The sequence below is a fragment of the Paraburkholderia sp. RL17-337-BIB-A genome (assembly GCF_046025895.1).
Taxonomy (GTDB): Bacteria; Pseudomonadota; Gammaproteobacteria; order Burkholderiales; family Burkholderiaceae; genus Paraburkholderia; species Paraburkholderia fungorum_C.
Genome location: NZ_JARESY010000001.1, coordinates 4,638,363 through 4,650,238, shown reverse-complemented (window position 1 = coordinate 4,650,238; position 11,876 = coordinate 4,638,363). Strand labels below are relative to the sequence as shown.

Annotated in this window: 12 protein-coding genes; 6 read left to right on the top strand and 6 right to left on the bottom strand. The window is 61.4% G+C overall.

Annotated elements, in window-relative coordinates; genetic code table 11:
• Positions 1–436 precede the first annotated feature (436 nt).
• Positions 437–1,975, bottom strand: coding sequence for a CoA-acylating methylmalonate-semialdehyde dehydrogenase (locus P0D84_RS20725; RefSeq protein WP_408339480.1), 1,539 nt, complete (start codon positions 1,973–1,975; stop codon positions 437–439).
• 133 nt (positions 1,976–2,108) lie between these two features.
• Here P0D84_RS20725 and P0D84_RS20720 point away from each other — a divergent pair, with 133 nt between their 5' ends.
• On the top strand, positions 2,109–3,008 hold the full coding sequence (locus tag P0D84_RS20720) for a LysR family transcriptional regulator (protein WP_408339477.1): 900 nt from the start codon (positions 2,109–2,111) through the stop codon (positions 3,006–3,008).
• Between the two features lie 544 nt (positions 3,009–3,552).
• Positions 3,553–4,089: a class IV adenylate cyclase gene (locus P0D84_RS20715; protein WP_408339474.1), complete on the top strand. Its 537-nt coding sequence runs from the start codon at positions 3,553–3,555 to the stop codon at positions 4,087–4,089.
• A 208-nt stretch (positions 4,090–4,297) separates the two neighbouring features.
• Here P0D84_RS20715 and P0D84_RS20710 read toward each other — a convergent pair whose 3' ends face one another.
• Positions 4,298–4,789 carry an Lrp/AsnC family transcriptional regulator gene (locus P0D84_RS20710; RefSeq protein WP_111932250.1) on the bottom strand — a complete coding sequence of 164 codons (492 nt, stop codon included), beginning with the start codon at positions 4,787–4,789 and terminating at the stop codon, positions 4,298–4,300.
• A 148-nt stretch (positions 4,790–4,937) separates the two neighbouring features.
• On the opposite strand from P0D84_RS20710, the gene phhA reads away from it, so the two are divergent.
• On the top strand, positions 4,938–5,828 hold the full coding sequence (gene phhA, locus P0D84_RS20705) for a phenylalanine 4-monooxygenase (protein ID WP_408339472.1): 891 nt from the start codon (positions 4,938–4,940) through the stop codon (positions 5,826–5,828).
• Positions 5,829–5,930: 102 nt separating this feature from the next.
• Positions 5,931–6,221, top strand: coding sequence for a 4a-hydroxytetrahydrobiopterin dehydratase (locus tag P0D84_RS20700; protein ID WP_408339470.1), 291 nt, complete (start codon positions 5,931–5,933; stop codon positions 6,219–6,221).
• Between the two features lie 93 nt (positions 6,222–6,314).
• Here the strand turns inward: P0D84_RS20700 and P0D84_RS20695 are convergent, their stop codons facing one another.
• The gene (locus P0D84_RS20695; protein ID WP_408339912.1) at positions 6,315–6,539 is read right to left on the bottom strand and encodes a DUF3717 domain-containing protein; all 225 of its coding nucleotides are present in this window, start codon (positions 6,537–6,539) and stop codon (positions 6,315–6,317) included.
• A 173-nt stretch (positions 6,540–6,712) separates the two neighbouring features.
• Between P0D84_RS20695 and P0D84_RS20690 the strand changes: the two genes are divergently transcribed.
• Together P0D84_RS20690 and P0D84_RS20685 are read left to right on the top strand one after the other, a co-directional pair.
• On the top strand, positions 6,713–7,399 hold the full coding sequence (locus tag P0D84_RS20690; protein ID WP_006050820.1) for a response regulator: 687 nt from the start codon (positions 6,713–6,715) through the stop codon (positions 7,397–7,399).
• A gap of 152 nt (positions 7,400–7,551) precedes the next feature.
• Complete coding sequence (locus P0D84_RS20685; protein WP_408339467.1) at positions 7,552–9,054, top strand: ATP-binding protein; 1,503 nt, start codon at positions 7,552–7,554, stop codon at positions 9,052–9,054.
• A 74-nt stretch (positions 9,055–9,128) separates the two neighbouring features.
• On the opposite strand, the gene P0D84_RS20680 is transcribed toward P0D84_RS20685, so the two are convergent.
• The 3 genes from P0D84_RS20680 to P0D84_RS20670 all read right to left on the bottom strand — a co-directional run bounded on the left by P0D84_RS20680 (position 9,129) and on the right by P0D84_RS20670 (position 11,763).
• Positions 9,129–9,644: an SET domain-containing protein gene (locus P0D84_RS20680; protein ID WP_408339465.1), complete on the bottom strand. Its 516-nt coding sequence runs from the start codon at positions 9,642–9,644 to the stop codon at positions 9,129–9,131.
• A gap of 219 nt (positions 9,645–9,863) precedes the next feature.
• Positions 9,864–10,976 (bottom strand): NADH:flavin oxidoreductase/NADH oxidase, encoded by a 1,113-nt coding sequence (locus P0D84_RS20675; RefSeq protein WP_408339463.1) that lies wholly within the window; start codon positions 10,974–10,976, stop codon positions 9,864–9,866.
• A gap of 73 nt (positions 10,977–11,049) precedes the next feature.
• On the bottom strand, positions 11,050–11,763 hold the full coding sequence (locus P0D84_RS20670) for a glutamine amidotransferase (protein ID WP_408339460.1): 714 nt from the start codon (positions 11,761–11,763) through the stop codon (positions 11,050–11,052).
• Between the last annotated feature and the right edge of the window lie 113 nt (positions 11,764–11,876).

Sequence of the window (11,876 nt, the reverse complement as noted above, 5' to 3'; positions counted from 1 at the left end):
ATCGCTTGCGCGCATCGCCGAAGGCCCAAGTCGTACCAATGAGACCTCTGATTTCCTGTGCATACCCATCCGCGACGCACGCAGTGCGGAGTGGGCGCTGATGAGCGCTGTGTCACTCACGCGAAATGTGCGATGGCACAGATTCCAGATGCGCCACTACCGCGACTGTGCGGGGGACCCGCTTATGAGCTGGCGGTTTGAGCCGCTTTCTTTGCTTATCTTTCTTTGCGGCGGCAAAGAAAGTAAGTGCCGCCCCGCACAGGGGCAACGCTAATAGACCAATAACAAATCAAGGAAAGGCCAAAAAGTCAGTTCAAGGAAAGACCAACACCATAAGCAAACAACCAAAACGCACCAAGCACACAAACCAAATCAACCAAACCCCACCGCCGAAGGCAACCAACCACAAAAGCACCGCACACGCAAAACCAAACCCTTATTTAGCCACCGGCATAGTGAACTCAGCCCCCTTCCCGATGCTATCGGGCCACCTCTGCATGATGCTCTTATACCGCGTATAAAACCGCACACCCTCTTCCCCATAGGCATGGTGATCACCAAACAGAGACCTCTTCCACCCACCAAAAGAATGCCATGCCATCGGCACCGGAATCGGCACATTAATCCCCACCATCCCAATCTCGATCCGCCGCGCAAAAGCCCGAGCCACACCACCATCGGAGGTAAACAACGACACCCCATTCGCAAACTCGTTAGCGTTAATCAACTCGACAGCAGACGCAAAATCCGGCACCCGCACAACACACAGCACCGGACCAAAAATCTCCTCGCGATAAATCTTCATATCAGTCGAGACATCGTCGAACAACGTGCCGCCTAGAAAGAATCCTTTCTCATGCCCGGCCACCTGATGGCCCCGTCCATCCACAACCAGCTTCGCTCCCGCCGCAACACCGGCATCGATATAACCAGTCACCTTCTCGCGATGCGCCGCCGTCACCAACGGCCCCATCTCGGCTTCCGATTCCATGCCGTTGAGAATCTTCAGGCTCTTCACTCGCGGTGTCAGTCGCTCGATCAGTTCATCAGCAATATGCCCCACTGCGACAGCCACCGAAATCGCCATGCAACGCTCGCCCGCTGAACCGTAGGCCGCACCGATCAGCGCATCGACAGCCTGATCGAGATCCGCGTCCGGCATCACCACGAGGTGATTCTTCGCACCGCCCAACGCCTGCACGCGCTTGCCGTGCCTCGTGCCTTCCGTATAGATGTACTCGGCAATCGGCGTCGAACCGACAAACGACAACGCGCTCACCTCGGGATGCACGAGCAACGCATCCACCGCGACCTTGTCGCCATGCACGACGTTGAACACGCCATCCGGCAAACCCGCCTCTTTTAGCAGTTCCGCCAATCGATTCGAGACGGACGGATCCCGCTCCGACGGCTTCAGCACGAACGTGTTGCCGCACGCGATCGCCACTGGAAACATCCAGCACGGCACCATCATCGGGAAATTGAATGGCGTAATCCCGGCGACCACGCCCAGCGGCTGACGCAAATTCCAGTTGTCGATGCCACCGCCGATCTGGTCGGTGAAGTCCGTCTTCAACAGATTCGGAATGCCGCACGCGAACTCGACGATCTCGATGCCGCGCATCACCTCACCCTTCGCATCCGAAAATACCTTGCCGTGCTCGCGCGTGATCAACTCCGCGAGTTCGTCATGGTGACGGTCGAGCAATTCCTTGAACTTGAACAGCACGCGCGCCCGTTTGATCGGCGCAGTTTCGCTCCATGCAGGAAACGCAGCACTGGCGGCAGCGACCGCCGCATCTACTTCCGCGACGCTCGCCAGCGGCACGCGCGCGCTCACGCTGCCAAGCGCGGGATTGAAGACGTCGCCGAAACGGCCGCTCGTGCCGTCGATCGTCTTGCCGTTGATGAAATGGGTCAACGCGCGTGCGCTCGTCTCGCTCCGGACGGTCTCGTCCTGATATGTCTCGCTCATCTTCTCGTCCTCTTCCTATGAATGTTTTCCGCCCACCGCAAACGGCGTGATGAACGCAAGCGTACGGCGCCTGGGGGCGACAAATCCAATGAGTAATGCTCAACTGCGCTATAAGCCGAGCTAATATCAAGATATGGATCTGACTCTGCTACGGGCGTTCGTCACCGTCGCACGCGAGGGCAACCTCACGCGTGCCGCGGTGCAACTCCACCTGACCCAACCTGCCGTCAGCCTGCAAATCAAGCATTTGCAGGAGACGCTCGGCGTGACGCTGTTCACGCGGACCTCGCACGGGCTTTCGCTGACACGCGATGGTCAGGCCCTGTTGCCTCATGCCGAACGCGCGCTGGGCGCCGCGAGCGACGTGCAGCGCGCGGCGGCGGCGCTGCGTCACGAAGTGCGCGGTCGATTACGGATCGGCACGATTCTCGACCCCGCTTTCCTGCGCCTCGGCGGCTTTCTCAAGCAACTGGTGGAAACCTGGCCGCACATCGAAACGGCCTTACGCCACGGCATGTCGGGTTGGGTACTGGAGCAGGTTCGCGCGGGAGAACTGGACGTGGGCTATTACATCGGCCTGCCATCGGATGACGACGCCCGCGACGGCGCCGCCTTTCACGCCGTCACGCTCACGCACTTCCAGTATCGCGTGCTGGCGCCGGCGGGCTGGAAAGATCGCGTGAAAGGCGCGCGCGACTGGCGCTCGCTCGCTGCGCTGCCGTGGATCTGGACGCCACCCGCGTCCGCGCACAACAGATTGTTGTCGCGCTGCTTTGGCGAGGCCGGCGTAAAGCCGGTTAAGGTGGCGGAAGTGGATCAGGAGCCGTCGATGCTCGATCTGGTCAAATCAGGCGTCGGGCTAACGCTCGCACGCGACGCCACCGCAATCGCCGAAGCTCACGCGCACGCGTTGACCATCGTCGAAGGCATCACCGTGCCGACCCAGCTCAGCTTCATCACGCTGGCGGAGCGCAAGGACGAACCGGCAATTGCCGCCGCGCTGAAACTGATCGAGCAGCAATGGGCGACTTGAGTGCGGCATGAAGGCGCACCTGAGGGCAAAACGAGAGCGATATGAGCCACTCTCATGACAGCTGCGTACCGTTTGGGCCGGACGATGGGTACCGTTGCCGGCTGCCCCATTAGGGCGACATTCCTCGCCGTTCCTGCGGGCCGCCGTCGGGGTTCGGGGTTCGGGGTTCGTGATCGTGCGCCGCTGTTGGCTGTTGGCTGTTGGCTGTTGGCTGTTGGCTGTTGGCTGTTGGCTGTTGGCTGTTGGCTGTTGGCTGTTGGCTGTTGGCTGTTGGCTGTTGGCTGTTGGCTGGTGCTGGTGCTGGTGCTGTTCGCTGTCCGCTTGTGCTCAGCGCCAGTCGCTCTCGCAAGTCACGTTGACAAATCATCGTCATCGATCCCGCCATCCGAAACCACACCGTCACGCGCTTTTTGTTAGATTGAGGGTTCGCGCTCACGCGCCGACCCCGCATCGTTTTGTTCCGTCTGACTTTGTTCTTCCTGGCAGCTTCGCCCCGGCAACACCGGAAGCCGCCGACCACGCCATCCTTCGACAGGAGCCTGACATGGCACGCAACATTGAAATCAAAGCCCGCGCCCAGCATTTCGAGCAACTGCGCGAACGCGCCGCGAAGCTCGCGCCGGACGCCCCGCTGATCTTCCGCCAGCAGGACTTTTTCTACGATGTACCGCGTGGCCGCCTGAAGCTGCGTCAGTTCGACGACGGCACGCCGGCCGAACTGATCTTCTATCAGCGCGACGATCGCGACGGCCCGAAGGCGTCGTACTATACGCGCAGCCCAGTAACCAACCCTGAAGCGATGCACGCGCTGCTCGCCACGGCGCTGACTACGCGTGGCATTGTCACGAAGGAACGCCACGTTTATCTAACGGGCCGTACACGGATTCATCTGGACCGCGTCGACGGTCTTGGCGACTTCGTCGAGCTTGAAGTCCCGCTGGCTCAGGACGACGACGAAGAAGGCGGCCACGCCGAAGCACACGCGATGTTCCAGACCCTCGGCGTGCCGGAATCGGATCTGGTGGCGGTGGCCTACGTCGATCTGCTGAGCCCGGACAGTGAACCGCAGCAGGCCGCGTAAAGCTTAGGCATCTGGCGCCGCGGACGAAGTCAGTTCGGGAACAGCGGTCTGAAAAGACCTCGCTGTCTCAGTGATCTCAGCCGTCCCAACGGTCTTAGCTGTCTCGGCTGTCTCGGCTGTCTCGGCTGTCTCGGCTGTCTCAGCGGTCTCAGCCGTCCCAGCTGTCTTAGCGATTTCAGTGGCCTGAACGCCCGGAAAAACCGCCGCATCAAGCGGCGGCCGCCCCCGGCGACAGATGGCCGAGCGGCAACGGTCCATTGCGCTTGAACGTGGTCAACACGATATTGGAGCGCACGCTGTCGACCCCCGGCACACGCATCAACTTCTTCATCACGAACGTCGAGAGATAGTTCAGATCCGGCGCCACGATGCGCAGCAGATAATCGGCGTCGCCGACCACTGCGTGACATTCCAGTACTTCGGGCAGCACGTCGATCTGTTGCTGGAATTGCTCGATGATCGAGTCGCCATGATGTTTCAACTTCAGACTCGTAAAAGCCGTTACGCCGAGCCCGAGTTTTTCCGGCCGCAGCACGACGCGATAACCGTCCACCACACCCACCTGCTCCAACCGCTGCAAGCGCCGCCCAATCTGCGACGGTGACAGCGGCACCTGCTCAGCCAACTGCTGATGCGTGGCCCGGCCAAAGCGCTGCAGAACGTCCAGAAGCGCGAGATCGAAGTGATCGAGTTCCAGCATGAGTAATATCCGCATTAAATCCGTGGTCTATGCACGATTATTGCATATCGACGTGTCATAACGCCATCATTGCGCCCTTTCCGCATGCTCGCCGCTCTACACTTGCATCACCGATTCAACCCGCAGTTATCGTAGAGCGCGCAGCATTATGTCCACAGCCAACACCGCCAAACTCAAGGAGCAATTCGACGCCGGCCTCGAAACCCGCGCCGATTTCACCATCGACCAACCGACCGAGCGATATGGCGCAGTCGACCATGCTGTCTGGCAACAGCTTTACGCGCGCCAGACCGCGTTGCTCAAAGGCCGTGTGTGCGATGAGTTTCTGGCAGGCGTCGACTGCATCGGCATGCCGTCCGACCGCGTGCCCTCGTTCGACGAAATCAACGCCAAGCTGACCCCCGCGACCGGCTGGCAAATCGTCGCCGTGCCTGGGCTCGTGCCCGACCAGGTGTTCTTCGAGCATCTGGCGAACCGCCGCTTTCCCGTGACCTGGTGGATGCGCCGCCCCGACCAGCTCGATTATCTGCAGGAACCGGACTGTTTTCACGACCTGTTCGGTCACGTGCCGCTGCTGATCAATCCGGTGTTCGCGGACTACATGCACGCGTACGGCCGCGCGGCGCTCGCCGCCAATGACGCTGGCGCCCTGCCGCTACTCGCGCGGCTCTATTGGTACACGGTCGAGTTCGGCCTGATCCGCGACCCGGCGAGTCCGAACGGCGTGAAGATCTACGGCGCGGGCATCGTGTCGAGCAAGGGCGAGACGCTCTACAGCCAGCAAAGCGCGGCGCCGAACCGGCTCGGCTTTGACCTCGAACGCGTGATGCGCACGCGCTACCGCATCGACACGTTCCAGAAAACCTACTTCGTGATCGACGATTTCGCGCAATTGTTCCGCGTTGCACAAACCGACTTCGCGCCGTTGCTGGCAAAACTGGCCGCGCAGCCGGCGTTTGCGGCGGGCGATGTGCTCGAGCGCGATCACATCATCACGCGCGGCTCGCAGGAAGGCTGGCAAGCCGACGGCGATATCTGACGATCAAACTGATCGGGCCGACAGCAAGCTGATGGCATGCGTGAAAAAATAGCGGATGCGCACGTCCACTGGCGTGCCTGATCAGATCAACGAGGTAGCACGATGATTTCCAGACTGACACCCGAAGAACGCGCCACGCAAGTTGCGGAACTGCACGGCTGGCAAGCCGTAGCAGGCCGCGACGCGATCCAGCGCCACTTCAAATTCGCCGACTTCAACGAAGCATTCGGCTTCATGACGCGCGTGGCGATCAAGGCCCAGGAGATGGACCATCACCCGGAATGGTTCAACGTGTACAACAAGGTGGAAATTACGCTGTCCACGCACGAGGCCAATGGCTTGACCGAACGGGACATCAAATTAGCACGATTTATCGACAGTATTACCGGGTAATACAAGCAATCGGCGCATGGATGCGCGTCGCGTCGAACAATTGGCCTTTAATGAAAGGGCATTGCAGGCAATCCCGCGCCCAAACCTTCAGTTCTACAGGCTATTATTAAGGCGCACGTAAGAATCCCACGCTTGCCTGGCAAACCGGTCCAAACGATCCGGTGATAGCGACTGCTGACGCTGTACAATCATCAGCGCATACGGCTTGGAGAGCGCGCTTGCCTCCTTGCACAGAACGAGTTCGTCGCCGCTTGAAGGTGAGTGGGCGCGCCAGAAGTTGATCGCGGCTTCCAGTTCCTGAATCGTTATCTCGGACATGACGTCGTGATCGTTCGGTGGCTGCCTGATGGCTACTTCATGGCGGCTCGATAGCTGCATCGTGGGCGCTTTGTGCCAATTCGGCACGGCCACGCGGCACGCTGCCTGTGCAGCAGGCGCCCCGGCGAACCGCTTGCCCAAACGCCTAAAACCATTGTACTTGAGTGAAATCCATGCGACTCCTTCTGATCGAAGATGACCGCCCCATCGCACGCGGCATCCAAAGCAGTCTCGAACAAGCCGGCTTCACCGTCGACATGGTCCATGACGGCATTTTCGCCGAACAGGCCCTCACCCAAAACCGCCACGAACTGGTGATCCTGGATCTGGGGCTGCCCGGTATCGACGGCATGACGCTGCTCGCACGCTTCCGTCAGAGCAATCGTCACACGCCGGTGATCATCCTCACCGCGCGCGACGAGTTGAACGACCGTGTGCAAGGCCTGAATTCCGGCGCGGACGACTACATGCTGAAGCCGTTCGAACCCACCGAACTCGAAGCGCGCATCCGCGCCGTGATGCGCCGCAGCGGCCCGCACGGCGACATGCCGCGTCCGGAAGTGTCGTTGGGCGGTGTGCGTCTGTCGGGCGTCGATCGCCGCATTTTCAACGACGACAAGCCGCTCGAACTGTCGCCGCGCGAATTCGCAGTGCTCGAAATGCTGCTGCTGCGCCACGGCCGTGTGGTCAGCAAGGCTCAGCTGCAAGACCATCTGACGCACTTCGGCGGCGATCTCGGCGATACCGCGATCGAAGTCTATGTGCACCGGGTGCGTAAAAAGCTCGAAAGCTGCCGTGTCGAAATCGTCACGGTGCGTGGCTTCGGTTATCTGTTGCAGGAAATTCGCCAGGCCGCATAATCGTCACAAGGGCCGCACACAGCGCTGTTGTATCGCTGTGTGTTGCGGCCTGACGGCGCCAGGCCGGCGCCGCGCACCTGGTGCGCACTTCGCCGGCATCCGGCGGATTTCACGGCGCTTGTCGCCGTTGCCTCTTTCCCGCGCGTTCGATCATGCCCCAGCCGGCCGCCAATAGTCTGCGCCGCACGCTGCTGCGGCGCCTCGCTGCTCCTCTTTCGCTGCTCGCGCTGATGAGCGGCCTGATCGCCTACTGGCTGGCGTGGCAGTACACGCAGCACGTGGTCGACCGGTCGCTCGCGGATCTCGCCACCGCGATCTCCAAACAGATCCAGATTGCCGGCCCTAACGCCAAGGCGACGGTGCCTCCCCTCGCGCAGGCCATGTTCTCCGATCCGGTCGAACAACTCGTCTATCGAATCAGCAACGGTGAAACCGAAATTGCCGGCGATCACAATCTGCCGCTGCAAGGCACCAGCGTGCGCCGCATGCATTACGCGTACGTCTTCGAAACCCAACACGAAGGCGTGACCGTGCGCGTCGCACAGGTGCGCGTCGATCAGCCCTCCGGCAATCCAATCGTCGTCGAAGTGGGTCAGCCGGTGCATCGCCGTTTTCGGATCGCCGCCGAGTTTCTGGTCGCGATCATGATGCCGCTGCTGTTGTTGCTGCTGGCGGGCTGGGTGATCGTGTGGCGTGTCGTCAATCAACAGCTCAATCCGCTGACCGATCTCGCGGACTCGCTGAACCGTCAGACCCACACATCGCTCGAACCGGTCGACGAAACCTATGTGCCGGTTGAAATCCGGCCGCTCACGGGCGCGCTGAATGCGCTGCTCGGCCGCCTGAAAACCGCCCTCGACGGCCAGCGCAAATTTATCGCCGACGCAGCGCATCAGTTGCGCACGCCGCTCACCGCCGTCAAGCTGCATGCGGAACAGGCCGCGGTTGCACGCGACCCGCAGCAAACGCTCGCCGCGGTCCGTGAATTACGCTCAGCCGCCGACCGCGCCGTGCGGCTGTCGAACCAGTTGCTTTCACTCGCGCGCGCCGAGCCGGGCGAACAGGCGGCCCGGTTCGTCAATGTGGATATGGCCGCACTTGCGTTCGACACGGGTGCTGAATGGGTGCCGCGCGCATTGACGTTTCATGTCGACCTGGGTTTTCAGCGCCTTGACGATCCGACCAACGATTACCCGCTGATGGCGCGCGGCAATCCGGTGCTGCTGCACGAGGTGATCGCCAATCTGCTGGATAACGCGCTCAAGTACGTGCCGCCATCGCGATTCGATGGCGGGCGCATCACCGTGACGGTCTCGCAAACCGTGATCGACGATCTGCGCATGGCCGAGATCATCGTCGAAGACAACGGACCAGGCGTGCCGCCCACGCAGCAAGCCGATCTGTTCAAACGATTCTTCCGCGGCGACGGTCAGAGCGACGCCGGAGTGGATGGTGGTGCCGGCCTCGGTCTCGCGATCGTTCACGACATCATGGTGCTGCACCGCGGCAGCGTGCATTACGAAGACGCGCCGGAAGGCGGGGCGCGCTTTATCGTGCGTATTCCGCTTATACCGATCACTGTTCAGCCTAACGTCGATCCTGAGACACGGCGCCCGGCAAAAAAAACGGCGCACTCGGCGCCGATTGATATGTGACTCTGCAGCGGCTCACAACGCGCTGCCACGGGCTGCCTTGAGTTCGATTACATCCAACCCAGACAGCCCGCCTTTCATTTCTTCTTCGCCTTTTTCGCCGGCTTCTTTGCCGACTTGTCCGACCTGGAAGCGCCCTTCTCTTTCTCCGGCGGCGCCAGCATCGTGCCGCGACACTTCCGCGCGCCGCAACGGCATTCGTATTCCTTCTTGAGCTTCTTGGTCTGCCGCGCGTCGATGACGAGGCCGTAGTCGTAAAAGACTTCCTCGCCCTCGGCGATGTCGCGCAACGCATGCACGTACACGTGCCCGTCGATCTCTTCGGCTTCGCAGTTCGGCGCACATGAATGGTTGATCCAGCGCGCGCTGTTGCCGTCCACTTTGCCATCAATCACCTTGCCGCTATCGAGCGCAAAGTAGAACGTGTGATTCGGTTCGTCCGGATTATGCGGATGACGGCGCAACGCTTCCTTCCAGGAGATCCGCTCACCCTTGTATTCGATCAGCCGCTCGCCGGCCGCAATCGGCTCGATGGCAAACACGCCTTTGCCGTGCACACCCGAACGGCGCACGGCGATCCTGCGTGAACTCATTGAATGAATCCTTTGAAGAACTGGGGGTGAAGATCCGGCAGCCGCCAGAAATGCCCGCGTCCAACGCGCTGCTTTTTCCGACGCGGATAGCAAACGCGGCGCCTTGCGAGCGCCGCGTCGATCTGCGACGCTCATGCGTCACATCCGGCATCGTACACGCTCAAGACGGCTTCGTTCAACCGTCAAAAAGACGTGCGCGTGCAAGCCGCGTTGGCAGGTTCACCGTTGTCCGAACGAAATCTCGCCGAACAGCGCCTTTTGCTCACGCGGTTGCGAACGCCAGTACTGCGGCGGCGCTTCGACCGTCGCGCCGAGCTGCGCTGCGGCATGCCACGGCCAACGCGGGTTATATAGCAACGCGCGCGCCATCGCGATCAGATCGGCATCACCCTCTTCGATGATTTGTTCGGCATGCAGCGGATCGGTGATCAGCCCCACGCCAATGGTGGTGAGGCCGGTTGCCTGTTTGACGGCCCTCGCGAACGGAATCTGGTAGCCCGGCTCGAGCGGAATCTTCTGCAGCGGCGAGACACCGCCGGACGACACGTCGATCCAGTCGCAGCCGCGCTTTTTCAACTCCTGTGCGAACGCGATCGTGTCCGCGAGCGTCCAGCCGCCTTCGACCCAGTCGGTCGCAGAGACACGCACGCCAACCGGTTTGTCGGCGGGAAACGCGGCGCGCACGATATCGAAGATTTCAAGCGGAAAGCGCATACGGTTTTCGAGCGAGCCGCCGTAGTCGTCGCTGCGTTGATTGGCGATCGGCGACAAAAACTGATGCAGCAGATAGCCGTGTGCCGCGTGCACTTCGAGCGCATCGATGCCGAGACGTGCGGCGCGGCGCGCGGATGCTGCGAACGCTTCGCGAATCCGGTTCAGTGCGGGCGTATCGAGTGCGAGCGGCGGCTCTTCGCCTGCTTTGTGCGGCAACGCCGACGGCGCGTGCGGCAGCCAGCCGCCTTGCGACACCGGAATCAGTTGACCGCCGTCCCACGGCGCATGACTCGATGCCTTGCGCCCGGCATGCCCCAACTGCATCGCGACGCGAATGTGCGAATGCTTGCGAATCGCGGCCAGTATCGGCTCCAGTGCGGCTTCGGTGGCGTCGTCCCACAGTCCGAGATCGCCCGGTGTGATGCGGCCATCCGGTTCGACGGCGGTCGCCTCGATGCACAGCAAGCCGGCGCCGGATAACGCGAGACTGCCGAGATGGATCATGTGCCACGCCGTAGCCTCGCCACGTTCGGCGGAATACTGGCACATCGGGGAGACGACGATACGGTTGGGAAGCGTCACGCTACGCAGCGTGAGCGGGGAAAAAAGCGCGCTCATGAATTACGCCCAGTAAAAGCCCGAGAGCGAACGAGCATAGCACCGCGATTGATTATCTGCAGGCGCGCGAGAATCAGAGTTTCGGCTCGACCTGATCGAGCCACTCGCTGAACATGCTGCGCGCAGCAGTTTCCAGCACCTGACCGAACTGCGCCGTCTCAGCACGCAACTGACGGGCGTCGATACCGTGGCCGGCAATCTCACCCGCGTTGCCGATCAGCCAAGGTTCGAACCGGTCAGCGCGAATCTCAGGATGACATTGCAGACCCAGCACATGGCCGCCCCAGGCGAACGCCTGATTTTCGCAGGCGGGCGTCGAGGCGAGACGCGTGGCGTTGTCGGGCAAATCGAAGGTATCGCCGTGCCAATGCAGCATTGACGTGTGTGCCCCGTCCAGATGGCGCAGCGGCGAAGCCTGGCCTGCATCGGTGAGCGTAAGCGGTGTCCAGCCGAGCTCGGTATGGCCGGCGGGATAGACTCGTGCACCGAGTACACGCGCGATCAATTGCGCGCCGAGGCAGATGCCGAGCGTCGGCAAACCAGCGGCAATGCGCTTTTCGATCATGGCGAGCAAGGGAACGAGCGTTGGGTAAAGCGCGTCGTCGGTTGCACTGATCGGGCCGCCGAGTACGACCATGAGCGATGCGGCAACTGGGTCCGGTGCTTCGATACGGCCAACGCCGACATCGAGATAGCGCACCGGCCGGCCGCGTTCGCCGAGCTCCAGTTCAAGACTGCCCAGATCCTCGAAGTGCACGTGGCGAATGGCCAGAACTTCGCGATTCATAGCCCGTCCCACCTTCAGTTTGACTAAAGACTTGCCGCTACGCGGCGCGAACCGTCCGGCAGGCGGCGATTGCCGTCTGCCGGAACACGGTTTGGCAGTGTAGCGGATTGTCC